This window comes from Propionibacterium cyclohexanicum (assembly GCF_900111365.1).
GTDB lineage: Bacteria > Actinomycetota > Actinomycetes > Propionibacteriales > Propionibacteriaceae > Propionibacterium > Propionibacterium cyclohexanicum.
The window spans coordinates 33,360-55,151 of sequence record NZ_FOGZ01000007.1; the positions used below are offsets into that span (position 1 = coordinate 33,360).

The window sequence follows — 21,792 nt, forward strand, 5'->3', positions numbered from 1 at the left end:
CCTCAGCGTGAACGGTGTGCAGTCGTGCCCGGAGCGATGACATCTAGCCCCGCCGCCCGTGCCGCGTCGCCAAGACGTGAGTCGTATGTGAGAACGGCCTGGGCGTCCAGGCGTATCGCCGCCTCCAGGTGCAGGGCGTCGAGCGTACGCGCATAGCGATCGGCAAGAATCCTGCCGAGCGGTATGTGGCCCTGTCGAGGACAGCAAGCCCCACGCCGTCGAGGATCGCGCTGACCTTCGCCTGGTCCCGCCCCTCCCGCACGGCCATGCGTCGCAATTCGGTCTCGAGCAGATCGCTCGAGACGAGCCGCACGTTCGCCTCGTCGAGCCAAGCCGCCAATGCCTCAGTATCCGGTTGCGCGACGAGAAGCGCCCCGAGCGCCGAGGCGTCGGCATAGACGAGCGGAACGTCGCTCACACTCGATCCTCACGCAGCTCATCGGGGATCTGCGCCATCGCGCGATCGCTCTCGGTCTGCGGAGGCCTCAGCGCCGCCCAGCCACCGAGACGCTTCGCTGGCCGCGTGATCGGCAAGGTGGGGGCCGGAGCATCGAGCGGAACGATCCGACCGACCGGTACTCCGCGATTGGTCAGCACGAAGGACCGCCCCTCACTGACAGCCCGGAGCACGCGACCGGACTCGTTGCGCAACTCGCGCTGCGAAAGGCTCTCCTCCGGCGGCACCGTCGCACTCATGACTAGGACGTAGCACGTGCGCTACACCTTGGCGCGCAGCTGCCTCGCGTTGCGTCAGTCGAGACGGGCGTCAGCAAGATGACGCTGGACGGTGACTGGGCGACTTGAGATCGGAGATCGTCTGCATCTGTGACTCTGTCCGGCTCTCATGCTCACGCCAACGTCATGCCGATCTCCCTCCCCGATCCGCCTGGCCATGGTTCCACCTCGCATCCGAGGGCGTCATCCTCACAGCGCAGCTATACATTGAAGCGGAATTCGACCACGTCACCGTCGGCCATCACATAGTCCTTGCCCTCGAGCCGCACCTTGCCCGCAGCCTGGCATTCCTTCATGCCGCCGAATTCGACCAGATCGTCGAAGCTGACCACCTCGGCCTTGATAAAGCCCTTCTCGAAATCGGTGTGAATCACGCCGGCAGCCTGCGGGGCGGTCCACCCCTGGTGGATCGTCCAGGCGCGCGACTCCTTCTCCCCCGCGGTGAGGAAGCTCTGCAAGCCGAGCGTCTGATATCCCACGCGCGCCAGCTGGTCCAGGCCGGGCTCCTCGACGCCGGAATCGGTGAGGAACTCGCGGGCCTCGTCCTCGCTCATCTCCACCAGCTCAGACTCGAACTTCGCGTCGAGGAAGATCGCCTCGGCTGGCGCCACGAGCGTCCTCATCCGGTCCTTGAGTTCCTCGTTCGCCAGCTCGTCCTCGTCGCAATTGAAGACATAGATGTACGGCTTCGCCGTGAGCAGCCACAGATCATGCAGCGGCTCGGGGTCGAGGCCGGCCTGGAAAATGCCCGTGCCCTCGCTCAGCGTGTCGTAGGCCTGCTGGTATGCCTCGTAGCGTGGCCGCGAATCCTTCTTGATCTTGGCTTCCTTCTCGATCTTGGGGAGGGCCTTCTCCACAGTTTGAAGATCGGCCAGCACCAGTTCGGTGGTGATGGTCTCCAGATCGGAGGCCGGATTGACCGAGCCGTCGACATGGCTCACATCTGCGTCCTCGAAAACCCGCGTCACCTGGCAGATCGCATCGGCCTCGCGAATATTGGCGAGAAAGGCGTTTCCCATCCCCTCACCCTTGCTGGCACCTTTGACGATCCCCGCGATGTCGACGAAGCTCACCGTGGCCGGCACGAGCCGCGCCGAATTGAACATCTTCCCGAGCACGGCGAGCCGGTGATCCGGCACGCCGACCACGCCGACATTCGGCTCGATCGTGGCGAAGGGATAGTTCGCCGCGAGAACGTCGTTGCGGGTGAGCGCATTGAACAGGGTTGACTTGCCGGCATTGGGGAGACCGACGATTCCGATGGTGAGTGCCACGTCGGACTAGGTTACCGTTCCCCCGCCCCGTCCACCCGGGGCGCTGGGCGACGCCGAAGCCGTGCCCGCAACGCCAAAGCCATCGTGCCCGCACCGGCACCGCTCCCGTGCCCCGCACCGGCACCGCTCCCGTGGCCCGCTCAGGCACCCTGCCAGTACGCCCCCAGCTCGCCCGAGAGATATCCGGGGTCAGCCGTTCCGCACATCTCGCGGGCCGAGTGCATCGACAGGATGGGAATACCGACATCGACTGTGGAGATGCCCAGACGGGTGGCCGTGATGGGCCCGATGGTGGAGCCGCACGGCACGTCGTTGTTGGAGACGAAGACCTGGCTCGGCACGCCCGCCGCCCGGCAAGCCCGTTGCCACAGTGCCGCGCCGGGCCCGTCGGTCGCATAGCGCTGCTGGGCGTTCACCTTGAGCGCCGGGCCCTGGTTCATCATCGGCCAAGTCTGCGGATCGTACTTCGCCAGGTGATTCGGGTTGACGCTGTGCGCGGCATCCGAGGAGATGCACGAGCTGCGGGCAAGCATGGCGTACCACGCATCACCGCTGACCCCCAGCCCGCGCGCGATCCGTGCCAGCGCGTCGGCAAGGATCGGGCCAGCGGCACCGCTCGCCGTCGCCGAGCCCACCTCCTCGTGATCGAAGGCGGCGAGCACCGCCACATCAGAGCTGTCGGTCATTCTCTCGAGGGCGACCAGCGCGGGATACACCGACGACAGATTGTCCAGCCGCGCCGAGGCCAGGAACTCCTCGTGGTTGCCGAACACGGCGGGCTCCTGGGTCGGATAGCTCAAGACCTCGGCAAAGGCGAGATCGCCGACCCCAATGCCCGCCTGCCCGCACAACAACTCGATGATGTCGGGCTCCTCGCCCAGCCCGAAGGATGGCATGAGCTGGAACTGCCGGTCGATGCTCAGCTTGTCGTTGACGCTGCGATCCAGGTGCGGCGCCAGCTGGCTCACCCGCATGATTGCCCCGGTACGGACCAGGTGCTCGCTCCCATCGCGCTCGACGATGCGTCCGGCCAGACCCAGCTCGCGGTCGAGGAAGCTGTTGAGCAGCGGCCCGCCGTAGACCTCCATATTGAGCTGCTGCCAGCCCGCAGCGGTGTAGCCGGGATCGGGCTTGAGCTTGAGAGCCGGGGAGTCGTTGTGTGCCCCCACGATCCTGAACGCCGCCCTGCCCGAGAGCTGCTCCGGGGCCACCCAGGCCAGCAGGGCACCACCACGAACGAAGTAGTGTCTCCCACTCACCTGGCCCCAGCCCTGCTTCTCGTCCAGCGGAGTGAATCCGGCCTCATCAAGCCGATGCGCCATGGCACTGGCTGCGTGAAAGCTGGTGGGACTGGCCGCCAGGAAATCGATGAAACCTTCGGTGAACTCGTTGCGCGGTGCCATGGCTCCCATTGAAGCAGCCCGGCCGAGTCGGCCGACAGCGGAAACTGTCGGTGCCGCCTGCCAGGCTTGAGCCATGAACACCACGTCATTGGTCATCGCGCTGGTCGTGCTCGTCATCGGTGTCGTGCTGGGCTATCTGCTGGGACGCCTGCAGGCGCAGGCCGGTGGCACCTCGGGAGCGGCCGAGCTGGCCAGTGCCCGAGCCGAACGCGACGCGGCACGATCCCAGCTCGACCAGCTGCGTGCCGACCGGGAGGCCATGTCGAAAGAGTTCCAGAGGCTGTCCGCCCAGACAGCCGAGCGCCAGGCCGAGTCGGTGGATCGCACGGCTCGCCAGCGGCTCGACGAGACCCGCGCAATCATGACGCCCCTCGCGCAGAGCGTCACGGCGATGACCGAACGGCTCTCCCAGCTCGACCGGGAGCGAGCAGCCAGTGCCGCCGACCTGCGTCGCCAGGTGGACACCGTGCGACTCAGCAACGAAAGCCTGCGCCGGGAGACCCAGGCGCTGGTCACTGCCCTGCGCAGGCCGCAGGTGCGCGGGGCCTGGGGAGAAACCCAGCTCAAGCGAGTCGCCGAGATCGCCGGCCTGGTGGAGCGCTGTGATTTCGACACCCAGGTGGCCTTCGACACGGACGACGGCGGACAGCGACCGGACATGCGGGTGACGATGGCTGACGGGAAGGTGATCTTCGTCGATGCGAAGACCCCGCTGGGCAACTTCATCGACGCCTTCGCCACCGACGACGAGGACCGGCGCGAGGCGCTGCTCGACCAGTACGTGAAGAACGTCGTCGCGCACATCAACCAGCTGGGCGCCAAGAATTACTGGCGCCTCGACGCCGCCAGCCCGGAGATGGTGATCCTCTTCCTTCCCAGCGATGCGCTGCTTCAGGTGGCACTCGACCGGCGGGCCGATCTTCACGAGTACGCGGCCTCCCACGGCATCTTCCTGGCCTCACCTTCGATTCTCATCCCGATGCTGCGCGCCGTCCAGCACGGCTGGCGCCAGGCGGCATTCGCGCAGTCGGCCCAGCAGGTGGCTGCGTTGGGCCGCGAGGTCTTCGAGCGGCTGGCCGTCATGGGCAGCCACCTCGACAAGCTCGGACGCTCGCTCTCTGGCGCAGTCAACGCCTACAACTCCACTGTCGGTTCGCTCGAGCAGCGGGTTCTGGTCACCGCCCGGAAATTCACGGATCTGGACATCGCGAGTGGGGAACTCGCCCAGCCTTCCCCGGTTGAGGCCTCCACAAGGGTGCTCACTGCACCCGAACTCGTCGAGAACGCGAGCCTCCTCGAAGACACCATTGGCCGATTGCCGCGGGCGGCGCACAGCGCCCGGCACGAGAGCGCCACCGGGGATGGTCCTGTGCCCAGCAGCGTCGAGCACGCCACCACCCCCGGGCGCGCCCAGGACGCATCGCAGGCCGGTTAGCGCAGCTGGGCGGCAGGGTCGGGTCGGGCAACCCCGCGATGACGGTCCCCTCGAGGAATGGGCGGGCGCACCTGGGTCGGGAGCGCGAAGGCGATGGTCTCCTCGGTGAGGACCTCCTCGGTGGCCGGCGGGTAGCCGAGTTCCACCAGGCGCATGAGCACTGCGTCGAGCAGTTCCTCGGGTACCGAGGCACCGCTTGTCACCCCGACCGTGGCGACTCCCTCGAACCAGGCTGGATCGAGCTGATCGGCATCGTCGACCCGGTGTGCCGCTCCCGCCCCGGCATCCAGTGCCACGTCGACCAGCCGCATGGAGTTGGAGGAGTTGGCCGAACCCACCACGATCACCAGTTCGCAGCGCGCCGCGATCTGCTTGATCGCGGACTGGCGATTCTGGGTGGCATAGCAGATGTCGTCGGTGGGGGGATCGAGCAGCTTCGGGAAGCGCGCCCTCAGCCGCTCCACGATCTCTCGGGTCTCGTCGACGCTCAGCGTGGTCTGGCTGAGCCAGATCAGTGGCTTGTCGGGGTCCAGGCTCAGGGCGTCGACGTCGCCCACGTTCTGGACAAGGGTGACATTGTCGGGCGCCTCGCCGCTCGTCCCCTCGACCTCCTCGTGGCCGGCGTGGCCGACCAGCACGATCGGCAGTCCCCGCCCGGTGAAGCGCGTCACCTCGTGATGCACCTTGGTGACCAAGGGACAGGTGGCGTCGATCGTGCGCAGGCCGCGCTGTGCAGCCTCGGCACGCACTGCCGGGGACACGCCGTGCGCCGAGAAGACCAGCAGCGCCCCGCGGGGAACCTGCGCCAGCTCGTCGACGAACACGGCGCCCTTGCTCTCCAAGGTCTCCACGACGTGCTTGTTGTGCACGATCTGCTTGCGCACGTACACGGGAGCCCCGAAACTGGCCAGCGCTCGCTCCACGGTGGTGACGGCGCGGTCCACCCCGGCGCAGTAGCCCCGTGGCGCAGCGACGAGGACTCGCCGGTCTGGGGGCAGCCCCGTCTCATCACTCATGGGCCAAGTGTAGGAGCGCCGCCGTATCGTCCCTGCTGCTCGCCCCAACCGCTCGTCCCAACTGCTTTGTCACAGCGGCCCGCTAGCGTGGGGTCATGGTCGATCTCGGATCCTTGCGTGCCCAGGCACCCAAGAACACCCCGGAGACCCCTCAACAGCTCAGCGCCGTGGTGGGAATGCTCAAGGGCTGGGTCGAGCGGTGCGGCTGGGTTTGGGTGGAGGCCCAGGTCATTGAACTGCGCCGTCGCGCCGGGGCCTCGCTGCACTTCCTCACCCTGCGCGACGTGAGCACCGAGGTGTCCGCGAGCATCACCGCCACCACGGCGGTGCTCGACGAGGCGGGACCGCTCACCGAGGGGACCACGGTACTGGCGTGCATCCGTCCCCGGGTGTGGAACAAGTCGGCGCGTCTCAGCTTCGAATGTGCCCAGATCCGCATCGCCGGGGAGGGTGAGCTGCTCGCCCGGCTGGAACAGCTCAAACGCAAGCTCCAGGCCGAGGGACTGTTCGATCCGCGCCGCAAGAAGCGTCTTCCCCTCGTGCCGCATGTCATCGGGCTCATCACGGGCGCCAACTCCGCGGCCGAACGCGATGTGCTCACCAATACCGCCCGCCGTTGGCCTGCCGCACGGTTCCGGGTGCGTCACGCTCTCGTGCAGGGCCCAAACTCCGTCTCCGATGTGCTGGCCGGCCTTGCCGAGCTGGACGCCGACCCGCAGGTGGAGGTGATCATCATCGCCCGCGGCGGCGGGTCCCTTGAAGACCTGCTCCCCTTCAGCGACGAGTCCCTGGTGAGGGCTGTGGCTGGCGCCGACACTCCGGTGATCAGCGCCATCGGCCACGAACCCGACACCCCGATTCTCGATCTGGTGGCCGACCTGCGCGCTTCCACTCCCACCGACGCCGCCAAGCGCGTGGTGCCCGACGCCGCCGAGGAGTCCCGCGAGCTGACCCAGCACCTCAACCGATTGCGCGTCGCCATCCTCAACCACCTCAACGCCGAGCAGCAGGAATTGTCGCGGCTCAAGTCCAGCCCAGTGCTGCGAGACCCCGGCGCGGCGCTCGGTGGCCACGTCGAGCAGCTGTCCATGGCGCGTTTCCGGCTGGAGGCCGCCATCGACCGCGCGCTCTCGGGCGAGCGTACCGAGCTCGACCATGCGCTGGCCCGGATCCGGGCGATGTCGCCCAAGGCCACCCTTGAGCGCGGCTACGCCATCCTCACCGACCCCGACGACCATTCCATCGCCTCGGTGGCCGATGCCGAACCCGGCGACCAGCTGATGGCCTATCTGTCCGACGGCCGGCTCGTCGTCGAGGTCGACCAGACCATCGCCGAAGACCCCTCATCTCCCATCCGCTGATCCCATTTGCTGATCGCGGCCGAAAGGACTGCTCATGTCACAACCCCCAACACCCCATTCACCGGCATCCGAACCAGCCGATCCCGAGCTCAGTTACGAGCAGGCCCGGGCCGAGCTCGCCGAGGTCGTGCAGCGCCTGGAATCAGGCGGTGTTCCGCTCGCCGAATCCATGAAGCTGTGGCAGCGTGGCGAGGAACTGGCCGGCATCTGCCAGCGCTGGCTCGACGGTGCGCGGGCCACCATCGACGAGGCCCGCAGCGCACAACACGGCCCCCACGACGAGCTGCCGCGGACCGGCGACGAGAGCTGATCCACCAGGCTCAGTTCTCGGTGCCCAGCATCTCGGTGACCAGCGCGGCGATCGGCGACCGTTCGGCCCGGGTCAGCGTGACATGGGCGAACAGTGAATGGCCCTTGAGCCGCTCCACCACGGCCGCCACCCCGTCATGGCGACCCACCCGCAGGTTGTCACGCTGGTCGACGTCGTGGGTGAGCACGACGCGGCTGTTCTGGCCGATCCGGCTGAGCACGGTGAGCAGCACATTGCGTTCCAGCGACTGGGCCTCGTCGACGATCACGAAGGCATCGTGCAGGCTGCGCCCCCGGATGTGGGTGAGCGGGAGCACCTCGAGCATCTCCTCGCTGATCACCTCATCGATGACGTACTTGCTGGCCACCGAGCCGAGCGTGTCGAAGACGGCCTGGCCCCATGGGTTCATCTTCTCCGACTCGGATCCGGGCAGGTAGCCGAGATCCTGGCCTCCCACGGCGTACAGCGGGCGGAACACCATCACCTTCTGGTAGCGGTGCGTCTCCATCACCTGCTCCAGGCCAGCACACAGCGCGAGTGCCGACTTCCCGGTACCGGCGCGTCCCCCGAGGCTGACGATTCCCACCTCGGGATCGAGCAGGATGTCGAGCGCCACCCGCTGCTCGGCGCTGCGTCCCTTGAGCCCGAACGCCTCCAGGTCTGTGCGGACCCGCCGTGCCCTGCCGTCCGGCATCCGGCGCGCCAGCGCGGAACCGTTCGGCCCATGCAGCACCAGCCCGGCGTGAACCGGCAGCGAGGCCGCCTCGGGAATCTCGGCCCAGTTCTCGTCGAACAGGGCGTTGATCGTCTCGTCATCGACCTCGAGTTCGGCCATTCCCGTCCAGCCGGAGTCCGTGACCTGGTCATTGCGGTATTCCTGGGCCTCAAGACCCATGGAGGCCGCCTTCACGCGCATCGGCAGATCCTTGCTCACGAGCACGACGCGATCGACCTCACTGGCGTAGTTCAGCGCGACCGCGAGGATGCGTGTGTCGTTGTCGCCGAGGCGAAAGCCCGCCGGGAGCTTCTCCTGGCTCGTGTGGTTGAGCTCGACATGCATGTGCCCGCCATGGTCGTTCACCGGGATGGGTTCGTCCAGACGGCCGAACCGTTGGCGCAGTTCGTCGAACAGCCGCAGAGCGCTGCGGGCGAAGTAGCCCACCTCCGGGTCGTGGCGTTTGCCCTCCAGCTCGGTGATCACCACGAGCGGCACGACAACATCGTGCTCGGCGAAACGCTGCAGAGCGCGGGGGTCGGCGATGAGCACAGAGGTGTCCAGCACATAGGTGGTGGTGACCTGCCCTGCGGCGGCCGTCATGGGGGCAAGGGCATCGACGCTGACGGTCGAGTCTTCGGCGAGCACGGTGACTCCTTCTGCGCTCCCGAAGCGACCTGCGCATCGGCTAGCGCGATCGGTGGCGTGGTGGAGACTGGCTGCCTCCACACGTCGACGGTAAGCGCCGGGAGGCGTCGAGGGGAAGTGTCCACGGCGGCACTGTCCAGTGTTCACATCCCGGACCCGCAGCGTTCACCCCTGTCCCGGACCCCTGCGACCCAGGGGTTATTGCCCATCGGGGCACTCAGCGGCCCACAGCAACCCAGATGGCGGCGAAGTGGCACAGCGCCCCGATGACCGTTCCGGTGTGGAACAGCTCATGGAAGCCGAACCAGCTGGGCCACGGATCGGGTTTCCGCAGGGCGTACACGATCGCACCGAGGATGTAGAACAGCCCGCCGACCGCAATGAGCAGCACCACGGCAGGTCCGCCCGCCTGCCACAACTGCGGCAGCCAGCCCACTGCCGCACATCCCATGGCGATGTACAAGCCGGTGTAGAGCATCCGCGGCGCTTCCATCCACAGATTGCGGCTCACCACCTCAGCCAGGGCACACCCCCAAACCACGCCGAGCAGAGTGACGCGGGGGGCACCGGTGAGCAACAGCACCGCCAGCGGCGTGTAGGTGCCCGCGATGAACAGCGCAATGTTCGAGTGGTCGAACCGCCGCAGCAGCGCCGAGACCCGCCGGCTCCATACGATGCGGTGGTAGGCAGCCGAGTTCCCGAAGAGCAGGAGCGCCGTGACAAGGTAGATCGCCAGCGCGGCGCGCCCTGGGCGGGAATCGGTGCGCACCATGAGAGCGAGGATCGCCACCAGCATCACAGGCGTCATCGCGGCATGCAGCCAACCCCGCAGCCGCGGTTTCGTGGGCACCCCGCCGGCCGTCACCGGCACCGCGGCAGGCTTCGTTCCGGTGTGGTGGAGCGCACTCCTGGTCATGGCACTTACGCTAGCGTCATCGGCCGCCGGCCAGCCCTGCCGGCGACTCACGGCAGGCCCGCCAGCAGGCCTGCATCACGATGCTGCGGCTAGGCTGCTCCCATGGCGAAGCGGGAACTGGTGAATGAGGCATGGACCCGCCTCACGTCCAGCGGGCTGGTATACGCCACCTACGAGAACCGGCTGCGATCCGAGCTCGACCCGGCCCGGATGCCCCAGCACATCGCCGTCCTGGCCGACGGGAATCGCCGATGGGCACGCACCAATGCCCCTGGTCAACCCCTCGATGTCGGATACCGGGCCGGGGCGGACAAGCTTCTGGAGTTCGTGGATTGGTGCGACGAGCTCGGCATCGCCGTGGTCACCTTGTGGGTGTTGTCCACCGACAACCTGAGCCGCTCCGCGAAGGACGAGCTGGGGCCGCTCATGGAGGTAATTGCGCACCTGACCCGCGACCTCGTGGACCGAAGCAACTATCGCGTCATGCCGGTCGGCGACCTCGAACTGCTGCCGCCAGCGCTGGCCCAGACGCTGCGCAACGCCGAGCAGGCCAGCCGCGGGCGGGCGGGAACGCACGTCAATGTCGCCGTCGGTTACGGCGGACGCCATGAGTTGCGCGATGCTGTGCGCTCGCTGCTGGCCTGCGAGGCGCAGAAGGGCACGACCCTCGAGGAGCTCTCGCGCACTCTCGAGGTCGATCAGATCGGCGATCACCTGTACACCAAGGGACAGCCCGATCCCGATCTCATCATCAGGACCTCTGGTGAGCAGCGTCTCAGCGGCTTCCTTCCCTGGCAGAGCGCCCATTCCGAGCTGTACTTCTGCGAGGCCCTGTGGCCCGATTTCCGCAGAATCGACTTCTACCGAGCCTTGCGCTCCTATCAGCGCCGCGAGCGGCGCTTCGGCAAGTAAGCCTCCAGCAGGGCTCAGGCCGAGGGCAGCTCGCCGGACGCCGGCCGGTTCGGGTTGAGGGTGGCCGCAGCCTTGGCGCGGGCAGCCACCAGATCGGCAATCCGGCGTCCGCGCACGGAATGTCCCGATAGCGTCGCCTGCACGACGCGGCGCCACAGCGGGTCACGCAGTGCCGTGTAGTCGGTGATCGGCTCGAAGCAGGTCTGGTTACGGCACACATAGACGGTGGGCCGCCCCCCGATTGCCTCGCGCTCGGCGAAGAGCCCCCCGAAGCCTGGTGTGCCGGGACGCCCCACGACGATGGCCGAGCCCTCGGGCGCGAGTCGCCAGGCGGCCCGGGCGAGCAGGCCGTGGGTTTCGGCGGACTCGTCGACGACAACCACCTGGGCCCTGCCCATGCCGGCCTGTGCGGCCTGCTCGACTGCGAGGTCGGCAAGCCCCCAGCCGCTGGCCAGTGGGCTCATCCGCAGGCCCGGCCACAGGCTGCGCGAGGCGGCCCGGGCGCGCTGCGACCATTGCCTCTCGCCGCTGAGCAGCGCGACGAGTTCCAGTGCCGTCACCATGATGCTGGTCGCCGAAGGCGTCCCCTCGTCGGTGCGCTCGGCAGCCCTGGTGTACAACGGGCCGCCGGCCGGGGCGTCGAAGAAGGTCCCGTCCTCGGCGCCGAACTGGCGGCAGGCTGTCTCCACGGCGTGCCTGGCGCGCTCGAGCAGCTCCTGGTCGCCGGTGGCGCCGGCCAGCCGGGCACAGCCCAGCGCAAAGCCAGCCCAGTCGTCCAGCATGGCCGGCGCTGTCCCGGCATGTCCGTCCAGCGATGTGCGCGCCGCCTGCTCGCCGCTGAATCCGTGCAGGGTCCACAGCAGGTCGACGATCCCCCGCGCGCAGCTCAGCCAGTCGGGTTCCCCGAAGACCATCGAGGCCTGCACCAGTGAGTCCACGAGCAGACCGTTCCAGGCGGCCACGATCTTGTCGTCACGGTGCGGGGCGGGTCGCCCATTCCTCGCGTCGCGGATCGTGTCGAGGATGCGTGCGAGACGGGGCATGTCCGGGTCGCCGTGCAGACGCAAGGTCGAGCGGTGATCGGGCATCGTGCCCTTGGGAGTGAGATGGAAGCAGGCCTGGGCGAACAGCGAGTCGCGGCGGTCGAACAGCTCGTCCATCTGCCCCGGGGTCCACAGATAGTAGCCGCCCTCGTCGTGTTCGCCGTGCTCGTCGAGGGAGTCGGCGTCTAGGCTGGCTGCGAATCCGCAGCCGGCCTCGGTGTCGATGCGCATCTGCTCGTCGAGCCAGCGCACGATGCCCCGCGCGGCCATCTCGATGTGGTCGCGAAGGTCAGTATTGTCCAGCTCGGTGCGCCGCCAGGTGCGGGTGAGCGTGCCGAGCATGAGGGCATTGTCGTAGAGCATCTTCTCGAAGTGCGGCACCTGCCATGCGGCGTCGACCGCGTAGCGATGGAAGCCCCCGCCCACGAGGTCATGGATGCCACCGCGCAGGATGTGATCGACGGTGCCCTGCACCACCTCCACCTGATGGGGATCGCCGGTGACGAGCAGCGCATCGAGCACCGGGGCTTGGGGGAACTTGGGGCCGGTACCGAAACCGCCGTTCTCGTGGTCGACGCCGCCGACCAGCTGGCCAAGGAGGATCCCGGCGTCGGGTGCCTCGTCCTCGTCGTCATGCGTGGCCTGGCCCGCCTCGGGAGTGGGCGTGGACAGCGCCGTGGCGATCCGCGCCCCCGTCTCCAGGACCTCGTCGCGGCGCTCTTGCCATGCCTGGGCCATCGCCTGGCACACCTGGCCGAAACTGGGCAGGCCGTCGCGGGCGGTGGGCGGGAAATAGGTGCCGGCGAAGAAGGGCTGGGCGTCGGGGGTGCAGAAGACCGTCATCGGCCAGCCCCCTTGGCCGTTGAGCGCCTGGGTCGCCGCCATGAAAACCTGGTCGACATCGGGGTTCTCCTCGCGGTCAACCTTGATGGCCACGAAATGCTCGTTGACGAACGCCGCTATGCCGGGATCGCTGAAGCTCTCTGCTGCCATGACATGACACCAGTGGCAGGCCGAGTAGCCGATCGAGATGAGCAGCGGCAGCTGGCGGACACGCGCCTGCTCCAAAGGCTGGGGGCCCCATGGCCACCAGTCGATGGGGTTGTCGCCATGCTGACGCAGATAGGGGGAGGACGCCGCAGCGAGTCGGTTGGCCATGGGTCAAGACTAGGGCTCGTGGGCGGGGATCAGGAGTTCGCGATTCCCGCCCACGAGCCGCCCACGACCGGCTCAGGAGACCAGCAGATCGGCCAGCTGGGGACGTCGTGACTGCGAGCGCAGCCCGGTGAACAGGTCGTCCTCGGGCAGGCACACCGGGACAAGGGAGTACACCAGCTGGTAGTCCTCGGTGGGCCACACCGCCTTCTGGATGTCGAGTGGGATGGCGAACCACTGGCCGTTCGGATCGATCTGGGAGGCGTGGGCGCGCAACGCGTCGTCGCGCACCTCGAAATAGTCCGCGCAATCCACCCGGGTGGTGATGCGCTGCTCGTAGTCGAAGTTCTCCCAGGCAGCCAGTCGCTCGGAATAAGGCGACTCGAGACCACGCCGGCGCATCTCGGCGTCGAGCGCAGCGAACCGCTTGCGGTTGAAGCCCAGCTGGTAATAGAGCTTGTCAACCGTCCATGCCGGACCGTACTCGGGAAACAGCTGGGGGTCGGCAGCCTGCCGCAGCGCCGCCATCGTCACCCGATGGCACTGGACGTGATCGGGGTGGGGATAGCCGCCGTGTTCGTCGTAGGTGGTGACCACCTGAGGACGGAAACTGCGGATCGCCCGGACCAGGGGCGCAGCCGCCGCCTCGGGATCCATCAGCCCGAAGCAGCCCTCGGGCAGCGGATCGGGATCCTCGCCCTCGGGCAGCCCGGAATCGACATATCCGAGGCTGACCTGCTGCACGCCGAGGATCGCCCGCGCCCGCCGCATCTCCTGCTCGCGGATGCGCGGCATGTCCGCCCAAATCTCCGGCCGGTCCATCGCCGGATTGAGCACGCTGCCCCGCTCGCCCCCGGTACAGGTGGCGACCATCACCGCAACGCCTTCCGCGACATACTTCGCCGTCGTCGCGGCACCCTTGCTCGACTCGTCGTCGGGGTGGGCGTGCACGTGCATGAGCCGGAGGCCGTCTCCGTCTGGGCTGAGGGCACTACGTGACATGGACCCATTGTGCCTTCCTTGGGCGGGGCCCTCCTACCGATACCGATTCGAGGAGACGAATCAAGGAGGGAGACGGATCCCGGTCTCGTTAAACTGGGGCAATGACCGACAAGCAGACCGTCTGGATGACGAAGGACGCGTACGACAAGCTCGTACAGGAACTCGACTACCTCAAGGGCGATGGTCGCGTCGCGATTGCCAAGAAGATCGGTGCGGCAAAGGCCGAGGGCGATCTGTCGGAGAACGGTGGCTACCACGCGGCCCGCGAAGAGCAGGGTCAGATGGAACTGCGCATCCGCCAGCTCGAGCAGATGCTGCGCGAAGCCCAGGTGGGCGAGCCGCAGGGAGCTCCCGATGTGGTGTCAGCCGGCAGCACGGTAACAGTCGCCTATGACGGCGACCCCGACGACTCCGATGTCTTCCTGCTGGGCAGCCGCGAGATGATGGGTGTCGACCATTCGCTGACCACCCAGGTCTTCAGCCCGCAGTCACCCCTGGGACAAGCAGTGATGGGCCATAAGGTGGGCGACGCCGTGAGCTACGAGGCCCCGAACGGCAAGGAGCTGTCCGTGACCATCATCAAGGTCGAGGCCCTCTCCCGGTGAGCCGGGAGCGAAGCCTGCCGATTCGTCCGAACTCGGCTTTCCAATGTGCCAGAACGCACGGCAGGATTGTCCCGTTCACCTGAGAAGGAGATTCTCCATGTCATTTCCCCGGTTCGCGGCTCGCTCGATGCTGGCCTCCATGTTCGTCACCGGCGGCCTCAATGCCGCCCAGCACGCCGAGGCGATCGCACCGGCCACCGAGGCACTGTTCGCCAGCCTGCCTCGCGAGGTGACCGACGCGCTTCCCGATCTGCCCGCCGCCCAGCTCACCAAGATCAACGGAATCACGATGACGGTGGCCGGGTCTGCCCTGGCCCTCGGCGTGTTCCCGCGCGCCGCAGCGCTGGTGCTCGCAGCCCAGCTGCTCCCGACCACCCTCGCGGGCCACCGCTTCTGGGAGAAGGAGGGCTCGGAGAAGGTCAGCGAGCGGATCGCATTCCAGAAGAACCTCGCCCTGGCTGGCGGCCTGCTGCTCGTCAGCCTGGGTGGCGCGAGCAAGCCCAAGAAGCAGGCCTGACCAAGACAAGCAGGCCTGATCAAAACAGAGGGGGCCGGGTACTCGGTCACCGTAGGGCGTGCACCGCGATCACGGCCGGGTCCTTGGCCGATTTCGCAAGGGCCCCGACAGGCCACCGGACCGGGAGGCAGACGGCTCCCGGTCCGGTGGCGCTCGTCCTCAGTGCCGCCAGACCTCCCACCACTGATGCTGGGACTCCTGGTCATCGGTCTCGGCCTGGGGCGCCTGCTCGTCGCGGACGCTGATGTGGCCCATCATCACGCTCAAGTCCAGGCGGGCGGCGCCATTGCCCGCAACGTACTCGTCGAGTTGCTTGGGCTGGCCTTCGGGCCAGCTCACCATGCCCAGCCGAGCCTGTGCCGTGACGGTCACATTGGCCTGCGGGTACAGGCCCACGCTGAGACTGCCCGATTCCACCCTCACCCGGTTGCGTCCTTCGCTGATCGGACCCCGCACCGTCGCCCCGCCGGCCTGCACGAGGGCATCGCGAACGGCCACGACATCTGCGAGATTCGCCCCGCCGGCCGTGACCCGGATGCGTCCCAGCCGCGGTACCTGGACGGTAGTGAGGCCGCCGCCGGTGATCTCCGCGTCGACGTCGATCTTCGGGTTGACGCGCACCACGAGCTCAGGGCCGAAACCGAGCCGGCGCAGATCCTCGGCAGACCTGGGGGGATTGACGATCGAGAAACCCCGAAGGCTCGGACCGATGTCGGACTCGCTCGTCACCTCGAGCAGTTCACCATTTCGGCGCAGCGTGTGCGGCCCGTGCGCCTCGGCGCTGGGCACCGAGGGGTCGCCGATCACCCGCACGAGACGACCGGTGGCGCGGATGACGATGCGGCGCACTGTGCCCGCCGAGGTGCTGGCCGCCGGGCTCGGCGCTGCCTCGGCGGCGTGCTGCGCCTCGGGCCGTGCGGTGCTCGCCTGCTGGGCCGCCGGCTCATCGGAGCCGTCCGTCTGCCTCTCGGACTGGTCCCGTGCCGGCTGTTGGCCGGCCTGCCCTGCACGCTCGGTTGCGTGCTGGGCGTACTGCGCACGCCCAGCAGCATATTCGTCCCGGGCTGGGGCCGGGTCGTCGTAGGGATCGGTGTCGGGTGCGCTCCTGCTGCTCAACGCCTCAATGCGTCGGGTAGCTTCGGTGGTGTCGATGACTCCAGCGGCAAGATCGGCCAAGATGGCTTCCAGCCCGGGCGATTGGCTCATGGCGCCAATATAGGGCCCACCACTGCCCCTACCCAGCAGCAGGCGGGCGTTCAGGGTGGCCTCAGGGCGAGGTCGCCGGTGGCGCAGCGGGCGTGTCCAGATCTGCGGCGGACGCCGGCCGGGCAGTGGAATCCTGTGGGGTGCCGGGTGGTGCAGCGCTGCCGATCGCCGTATCGGATGCCGGACTGTCGGGATCGCCATTGCGCAGCGAGCGCACGACGCCGGTTGCGAAGGCAACGATCGGAATGGCGAAGACACCGCCGACGATGCCCGCCACGTTGATGCCCACCGCGATGCCGACGAGCACGAGGAGCGGGTGGATCGAGACGGCACGTCCCAGCAGCAGCGGCTGCAGGATGTGGGCCTCCAATTCCATCACGCCGATGAAGACGACAAGCATGATGATCGCCTTCACCAGCCCCAGGGTGACGAGCGTGACAAGGACCGCGACGGCGCCCGACAGGAGGGCGCCGACGATGGGGATGAAGGCGCACACGAAGGTGAGCGCCGTGATCGCCAGCCATAGGTTTGAGCCGAGGAACAGCGCGCCCAGTCCTGCACCGACACCGTCGACCGCTGCCACGATGACCGCGGCATGCACATAGCTGACCAGCGAGTGCCAGCCGGCGTCCAGGCCGGGGATGAGGGCCGCCCGCGAGCCCTTCGGCACGCTCGCCTTGATCCCGGCCGACATCATCGGCGCGTCCTTGAGGAAGAAGAAGGTGGCGAACAGCGCCATGGCCAGGCCGGTGAAGAACCGTCCGATGCTTGATCCTGCCGCGGCTGCGACCTTGGCAATCTCGTTCTGCGAGGTCACGAGTCTTTGGCGGGCCTGTTCGAGCCAGCCGTTGACCTGCTCATGGCTGATGTGCAGCGGGCCCGTGCCCAGCCAGGTCAGGAAGCTCTGCAGTCCCCTGACCGCCTGCTGGGTCAGTTCCCTCCACTGAACGGCGATCTGGGTGCCGACCAATGTGAGCAGGCCCCCCAGGATGAGCACCAGCACGAACAGGCTGAACAGCGAGGAGGCCCAGGCGGGCCAGCGGTGCTTGCGGAGAAAGCTGTTGAGCGGCGCGAGGGCAGCACTGAGCAGGAGGGCGGCCATGAGCGGCACGACCACCTCGGACAGCTCACCGCCGACCCACCACACCAGCCCCACCGCCGCCGCCACGGCGAGCAGGCGCCACGACCACGCCGCCGCAGCGCGCAGCGATCTGGGAACCAAGCTGTCCTCGCCTCCGGGATCTGTTCCCGTCCGGCGCCGTCCTGCAGGAGACAGAGCGGGATCATCCGGGTCGACCGCGTCATCGAGGCGAGCCAGACGATTACGCCAGTTGTTGCGCCGGCCCAGAGAAAATGCAGGCATGGGTTTCCTCGCTTTATGACGGATGGTCGTTCCCCAGTGTGCCCCACCCTGTGCACGGGCCACGTCGACGACGCCAAGGGGCATCGCGGCGCAGCGCAGGCGCTGCGAGAGACTAGCGTTGTTCGGGCCCAGTACCCATGTCAGCGCCATTCCAGCCCCGTCCGCTCCTCGGGGCGGCCCACCAGGAGGTTGCGTGTCTGTCCAACCGATCAGCTCGTTGATGGCCGCTGACTGGGCGCAGGCATTGGCCGGCCAGGAGGACCAGATCCACCGGATGGGGCAATTCCTGCGTGCCGAGATCGCCTCCGGAGCGGGCTACCTCCCGTCGGGCGACAAGGTGCTGCGCGCGTTCAGCCGCCCGATGGCAGCGGTGCGGGTGCTCATCGTCGGGCAGGACCCCTATCCGACACCAGGTCATGCCATCGGGTTGAGTTTCGCCGTGGAACGCTCCGTGCGTCCCCTGCCGCGCAGCCTGGTGAACATCTACCAGGAGCTCCAGTCCGATCTTGGCATTTCCCCGGCGCCCCATGGCGACCTCACCGGGTGGTTCGAGCAGGGTGTCCTGCTGCTCAACAGATGTCTGACAGTGCGTCCAGGCCGGCCGGCGTCGCACCGCAACAAGGGCTGGGAGCCGGTCACCGAGGCCGCCATCAATGCCCTGGTGGCCCGCGGCGGCCCGCTCGTCGCCATTCTGTGGGGACGCGACGCCCAGTCCCTGTCGGGGCTGTTGAGGGCAGGCAACGTACCGATCATCGCATCCCCGCATCCCAGCCCCTTGTCCGCGAGCCACGGATTCTTCGGCTCGCGCCCCTTCAGCCGGGCCAATGCTCTCCTGGGCGAACAGGGCGGCGCACCCATCGACTGGGACCTCAACGGAAAGTAGCCCACCGCACCCCTGGGGGTGCCTATGCTCAGTTCAGTATCACCGCAGCCTGTTCCGGCCAGCTGACGGGCAGGCGCCCGGGCGGCCCATCGCCCGCAGTGGGCGGTGCCGGTGCCCTGAAGTGGATCCGGTTGCGGGACATCGGTCCCGATCGCATCGACGACAGGGGGAAGGGACATGATGAGGTTTCTGCTCACCGTCGCGTCACATCTGGTGACCTCGGCGGTGGCCTTGCTCCTCGCCGCCTGGCTCATCGACGGTGTGAGCGTTGCGCTGGCGGGCTTCCTGCTGGCGGTCGGGGTGTTCACCGCATCCCAGGCTATCTTGTCGCCGTTCATCTTCAACCTCGCCCGCAAGCACGCGCCTGCCATCCTCGGCGGCATAGGGCTCGTATCCACCCTGCTCTCGCTGTTCATCGCCACCCGCTTCCCAGGTGGGATGCGCATCAGTGGGCTCACGGCCTGGGCGGCAAGCGTTCTGCTCGTGTGGTGTGTCGGGGCGCTCGGCAGCTGGCTGCTCGGGGCGTTCGTCATCAAGCGGGTTCTCGCCCGCCGTGAAGCGGCTGCGCGCTCGCGCGCGTGATCCCGGCGGGCCGCAGGGCGCGGGTTACGCTTGTCGAATGCTTCGTTTTGAGAGAACCCATCCGGGTGATGCTGCCCACGCCCTGCCCGGGCGCGCCACCCCGGTGCTGGCCATGCCGGTCTTTCACCGGGTGACGGGTGATCCTTTGGACAAGGCCTTCCCCGGATCCCAGACCGCCTACTTCGCGGCAGGCTGCTTCTGGGGCGTCGAGAAACTGTTCTGGCGCCAGCCCGGGGTGCTGAGCACTGCCGCCGGCTACATGGGCGGGACCACACCCAATCCCAGCTACGAGGAGGTGTGCACCGGACGCACCGGGCACGCCGAAACGGTGCGCGTCGTCTTCGATCCCTCGACGACGACCTATGCGGCCCTCGTGAGAGTCTTCTTCGAGAACCACGACCCCACCCAGGCCAACCGGCAGGGCAATGACGTGGGTACCCAGTACCGCTCAGCCCTGTTCACCACGAGCGAGGAACAGATGGCCATCGCCGTGCGCGAACGCGACGCCTATGCCAGCAATCTGGGCGCGGCTGGATACGGCGCTCCGGTGACGAGTATCGAGCCGGCGCCGACCTGGTATTTCGCGGAGGACTATCACCAGCAGTATCTGGAGGCGAACCCGAACGGTTATTGCCCGGTGCACGCCACCGGCGTCAAGTGCACAGCCTGAACTGGGCGCAGCACAGCCCGGCATCCGATCGCAGAATCCGCCGGATGCCGGGCCGCCGATTGATTCAGCTCACCGAGACGGGGACAAGAGAGTCCAGGACACGGGTGAGCTCGCCCGAGCGGCGCTCCTGCGGAGCAAAGCCGTTCTCGTTGAAATCGGTGAACAGGCCGAGGGAGACCTGAGAGCGGATGTCATGCATCTCGAAATTCGCCACGATCTGGCGCCAGTGCTCCACGGCGCGCACGCCGGCATCTGCGCCGTAGGAGACGAAGCCGACCGTCTTGCCGAGCCACTCGGGCCCGAGGCTGTCCACCGCGTTCTTCAATGCGCCCGGCACCGAGTGGTTGTACTCCGGAGTCACGACGATGTATCCATCGCACGCGTCGATCGCGTCGCTCCAGCGCTGCACCTCGGGCTTGGCGTACTGCTTGTGCGAGCGCATGGGCGAGTCGCCATCGAACACCGGAAGCCTAAAATCGGCGAGATCAATGAGTACGTACTCGGCGTCGCCCCGTTGACTTGCGAGTTCGTACACCCATTGGGCCACGCTCTCACCAAGACGCTCGGTACGCACGCTTCCGACGATGATTCCGACCTTCATGCCATTCCTCCTGACGTTGACCTCAACCGGTCATGACAGCGCTCATGCCGTGTGCCGGCGCCGAGCCTATATCGTTGAAACGTAAACTTTCTAGTGTTGTCGGCTCGATTCTCCTGTCAGCGCAACACCGCTTGGCGATCACCTGCCACCCGGGAGCACGGCCTCGGCGAGGGGCCGGCAGGTGCGTGGCCACGGGCTTCCCCGGCGATGCGATACTGCCCCCATGCGTGCGCTGCGTCCTCCTCGCCCGGTCACGATCCGCATTGCCGGGGTCGCCGAGATCACAGCCGGCGCGATCCTGGTCCTGGCGTGGGCCACGAACCGGGAGGTGCTGGGCCTGGTGCTGGCAGCGGCGCTCATCGTCTCGGGGATCACCACTGTGTGGGCAGCCCGCGCCGGCCAACACGGCGACACCCCCGGCACCGCTGCGGACGATGAGGATGACGAGGAGGACTGGCGCCGAAGAACGGTGAGCCTGGACCGCTCGACGATGCCCGACGAGGCGCAGGACGACAACCGCGCCGAGATCGATCCGGCACTGGTCCCCACGCTCGAAGCGCTGGTGACATGGCTGGACGAGCACGACTACCTTCCAGTGGACCGCAGCGCACCGAGGGCCTCGTGGACGCTACGACTGCGCGGTCGGCGCGCAGCGGTGCTCGAGGTGAGCGGTGAGGTGCACTACCTCCTGCCCGCCGACACGGCCCTGCATGCCGGCAGTCATCTCACTGCCCAGTACCGGGCTCGCGGCTGAGTCGTTCGACAAGGCGCGCCACCGACGACGGCAGCGGCGCAGTGGACCACGGCGCCCGCTCGGGTTCTGCCGGCAGGGTGCGCAATCCGACGACGCCTCCCCACACCTCGCTCGGTTCGCCCGGATCGCTGGCCTGACCGCACCGCTGCTTGAACAGCCAGTTCTCCCCGCCGATCTGCAAGGTGAGCAACAACGTGGCGGCGAGCTCCTTGGCGGTGTGGGGACGGACCTCGGCCATACGACCCGGGAAGTAGAAATCGGTGTAGGCGTCCAGCAGCGCGGCCTTCTCGTCGCCGGTGACGCTGACCAGCTGCCCGCGGATGGTGGCCGAGCGATAGTTCACCGAGCAGGCCTGTGCACTGTGGCCCACGACATAGCCGTCCATGGCAGCCACGGTGAGCACCACCGGAGCACCCGCCGCGGCGAGACGCAGCAGTCCGCCACCGGTCGAGCCATGCATGACGATGAGATCACCGACTCTGGCATAGCCCATCGGAACGGCCCAGGGATCGCCGTCCGGCGAGACGGCGGACAAGGTACCGAAGCACTGCGCGTCCAGCAGGGCGTCGAGCCGCGTCCGATCGTGGCTGGCGCGGTCGGCGTGGCGGTGGATCTCGTGCCGCATGGCGGGTCCTCTCGAGAGTTCTCGCAGGCACTCTACCGATGAGCGCAGGCCCGCCCCAGAA

General features: G+C 67.7%; 23 protein-coding genes. 10 read left to right on the plus strand and 13 right to left on the minus strand.

What is annotated here, in order from left to right; genetic code table 11:
* Positions 1-43 precede the first annotated feature (43 nt).
* The 4 genes from BMX93_RS04710 to BMX93_RS04725 all read right to left on the minus strand — a co-directional run bounded on the left by BMX93_RS04710 (position 44) and on the right by BMX93_RS04725 (position 3,421).
* Positions 44-418 (minus strand): PIN domain-containing protein, encoded by a 375-nt coding sequence (locus BMX93_RS04710; RefSeq protein WP_218139221.1) that lies wholly within the window; start codon positions 416-418, stop codon positions 44-46.
* The gene (locus tag BMX93_RS04715; RefSeq protein WP_091968539.1) at positions 415-696 is read right to left on the minus strand and encodes a type II toxin-antitoxin system Phd/YefM family antitoxin; all 282 of its coding nucleotides are present in this window, start codon (positions 694-696) and stop codon (positions 415-417) included. Before BMX93_RS04715 ends, BMX93_RS04710 begins: the two co-directional genes overlap by 4 nt.
* 239 nt (positions 697-935) lie before the next feature.
* Entirely contained in the window at positions 936-2,009 is a 1,074-nt protein-coding gene (gene ychF, locus BMX93_RS04720; RefSeq protein ID WP_091968541.1) for a redox-regulated ATPase YchF, read from the minus strand.
* A gap of 140 nt (positions 2,010-2,149) precedes the next feature.
* Complete coding sequence (locus BMX93_RS04725) at positions 2,150-3,421, minus strand: M18 family aminopeptidase (protein ID WP_425438758.1); 1,272 nt, start codon at positions 3,419-3,421, stop codon at positions 2,150-2,152.
* 64 nt (positions 3,422-3,485) lie between these two features.
* Here BMX93_RS04725 and BMX93_RS04730 point away from each other — a divergent pair, with 64 nt between their 5' ends.
* Complete coding sequence (locus BMX93_RS04730) at positions 3,486-4,847, plus strand: DNA recombination protein RmuC (protein ID WP_091968545.1); 1,362 nt, start codon at positions 3,486-3,488, stop codon at positions 4,845-4,847.
* Here the strand turns inward: BMX93_RS04730 and BMX93_RS04735 are convergent.
* Positions 4,844-5,863, minus strand: a complete 1,020-nt coding sequence (locus BMX93_RS04735) for a 4-hydroxy-3-methylbut-2-enyl diphosphate reductase (RefSeq protein WP_091968547.1) — start codon at positions 5,861-5,863, stop codon at positions 4,844-4,846. The genes BMX93_RS04730 and BMX93_RS04735 overlap by 4 nt on opposite strands.
* A 95-nt stretch (positions 5,864-5,958) precedes the next feature.
* Between BMX93_RS04735 and xseA the strand changes: the two genes are divergently transcribed.
* The gene (gene xseA / locus BMX93_RS04740) at positions 5,959-7,224 is read left to right on the plus strand and encodes an exodeoxyribonuclease VII large subunit (protein ID WP_091968548.1); all 1,266 of its coding nucleotides are present in this window, start codon (positions 5,959-5,961) and stop codon (positions 7,222-7,224) included.
* 34 nt (positions 7,225-7,258) lie between these two features.
* Positions 7,259-7,534 carry an exodeoxyribonuclease VII small subunit gene (locus tag BMX93_RS04745; RefSeq protein WP_091968550.1) on the plus strand — a complete coding sequence of 92 codons (276 nt, stop codon included), beginning with the start codon at positions 7,259-7,261 and terminating at the stop codon, positions 7,532-7,534.
* Positions 7,535-7,544: 10 nt separating this feature from the next.
* Here the strand turns inward: BMX93_RS04745 and phoH2 are convergent, their stop codons facing one another.
* Both phoH2 and trhA read right to left on the minus strand, forming a co-directional pair.
* The gene (phoH2, locus tag BMX93_RS04750; RefSeq protein ID WP_091968673.1) at positions 7,545-8,852 is read right to left on the minus strand and encodes an RNA 5'-3' helicase PhoH2; all 1,308 of its coding nucleotides are present in this window, start codon (positions 8,850-8,852) and stop codon (positions 7,545-7,547) included.
* Between the two features lie 262 nt (positions 8,853-9,114).
* The gene (gene trhA, locus BMX93_RS04755) at positions 9,115-9,813 is read right to left on the minus strand and encodes a PAQR family membrane homeostasis protein TrhA (protein WP_091968552.1); all 699 of its coding nucleotides are present in this window, start codon (positions 9,811-9,813) and stop codon (positions 9,115-9,117) included.
* A 102-nt stretch (positions 9,814-9,915) separates the two neighbouring features.
* Here trhA and BMX93_RS04760 point away from each other — a divergent pair, with 102 nt between their 5' ends.
* A complete protein-coding gene (locus tag BMX93_RS04760) occupies positions 9,916-10,725 on the plus strand; it encodes an isoprenyl transferase (RefSeq protein WP_091968554.1) in 810 nt (269 codons plus the stop codon).
* A gap of 14 nt (positions 10,726-10,739) precedes the next feature.
* On the opposite strand, the gene BMX93_RS04765 is transcribed toward BMX93_RS04760, so the two are convergent.
* Both BMX93_RS04765 and mca read right to left on the minus strand, forming a co-directional pair.
* The gene (locus BMX93_RS04765; protein WP_091968556.1) at positions 10,740-12,926 is read right to left on the minus strand and encodes a thioredoxin domain-containing protein; all 2,187 of its coding nucleotides are present in this window, start codon (positions 12,924-12,926) and stop codon (positions 10,740-10,742) included.
* A 72-nt stretch (positions 12,927-12,998) separates the two neighbouring features.
* Positions 12,999-13,925, minus strand: a complete 927-nt coding sequence (gene mca, locus BMX93_RS04770; RefSeq protein WP_091968558.1) for a mycothiol conjugate amidase Mca — start codon at positions 13,923-13,925, stop codon at positions 12,999-13,001.
* Positions 13,926-14,026: 101 nt separating this feature from the next.
* Between mca and greA the strand changes: the two genes are divergently transcribed.
* Both greA and BMX93_RS04780 read left to right on the plus strand, forming a co-directional pair.
* Complete coding sequence (gene greA, locus BMX93_RS04775; protein ID WP_091968559.1) at positions 14,027-14,530, plus strand: transcription elongation factor GreA; 504 nt, start codon at positions 14,027-14,029, stop codon at positions 14,528-14,530.
* A gap of 97 nt (positions 14,531-14,627) precedes the next feature.
* Positions 14,628-15,047 carry a DoxX family membrane protein gene (locus BMX93_RS04780; protein WP_091968561.1) on the plus strand — a complete coding sequence of 140 codons (420 nt, stop codon included), beginning with the start codon at positions 14,628-14,630 and terminating at the stop codon, positions 15,045-15,047.
* A gap of 159 nt (positions 15,048-15,206) precedes the next feature.
* Here the strand turns inward: BMX93_RS04780 and BMX93_RS04785 are convergent, their stop codons facing one another.
* Together BMX93_RS04785 and BMX93_RS04790 are read right to left on the minus strand one after the other, a co-directional pair.
* Complete coding sequence (locus BMX93_RS04785; protein ID WP_143052814.1) at positions 15,207-16,253, minus strand: hypothetical protein; 1,047 nt, start codon at positions 16,251-16,253, stop codon at positions 15,207-15,209.
* A 61-nt stretch (positions 16,254-16,314) separates the two neighbouring features.
* Positions 16,315-17,616, minus strand: a complete 1,302-nt coding sequence (locus tag BMX93_RS04790; protein WP_091968564.1) for an AI-2E family transporter — start codon at positions 17,614-17,616, stop codon at positions 16,315-16,317.
* A gap of 193 nt (positions 17,617-17,809) precedes the next feature.
* Here BMX93_RS04790 and BMX93_RS04795 point away from each other — a divergent pair, with 193 nt between their 5' ends.
* The 3 genes from BMX93_RS04795 (at position 17,810) to msrA (ending at position 19,751) form a co-directional block, all read left to right on the plus strand.
* Entirely contained in the window at positions 17,810-18,499 is a 690-nt protein-coding gene (locus BMX93_RS04795; protein WP_091968565.1) for a uracil-DNA glycosylase, read from the plus strand.
* A gap of 177 nt (positions 18,500-18,676) precedes the next feature.
* Positions 18,677-19,081 (plus strand): phage holin family protein, encoded by a 405-nt coding sequence (locus BMX93_RS04800; RefSeq protein ID WP_091968567.1) that lies wholly within the window; start codon positions 18,677-18,679, stop codon positions 19,079-19,081.
* Positions 19,082-19,118: 37 nt separating this feature from the next.
* Positions 19,119-19,751, plus strand: coding sequence for a peptide-methionine (S)-S-oxide reductase MsrA (msrA, locus tag BMX93_RS04805; RefSeq protein ID WP_091968571.1), 633 nt, complete (start codon positions 19,119-19,121; stop codon positions 19,749-19,751).
* Between the two features lie 64 nt (positions 19,752-19,815).
* Here msrA and BMX93_RS04810 read toward each other — a convergent pair whose 3' ends face one another.
* Positions 19,816-20,352 (minus strand): NADPH-dependent FMN reductase, encoded by a 537-nt coding sequence (locus BMX93_RS04810; protein ID WP_091968573.1) that lies wholly within the window; start codon positions 20,350-20,352, stop codon positions 19,816-19,818.
* A gap of 223 nt (positions 20,353-20,575) precedes the next feature.
* Here BMX93_RS04810 and BMX93_RS04815 point away from each other — a divergent pair, with 223 nt between their 5' ends.
* The gene (locus BMX93_RS04815; RefSeq protein WP_091968575.1) at positions 20,576-21,106 is read left to right on the plus strand and encodes a hypothetical protein; all 531 of its coding nucleotides are present in this window, start codon (positions 20,576-20,578) and stop codon (positions 21,104-21,106) included.
* Here BMX93_RS04815 and BMX93_RS04820 read toward each other — a convergent pair.
* Positions 21,078-21,731 carry a pyridoxamine 5'-phosphate oxidase family protein gene (locus BMX93_RS04820; protein WP_091968578.1) on the minus strand — a complete coding sequence of 218 codons (654 nt, stop codon included), beginning with the start codon at positions 21,729-21,731 and terminating at the stop codon, positions 21,078-21,080. The genes BMX93_RS04815 and BMX93_RS04820 overlap by 29 nt on opposite strands.
* Between the last annotated feature and the right edge of the window lie 61 nt (positions 21,732-21,792).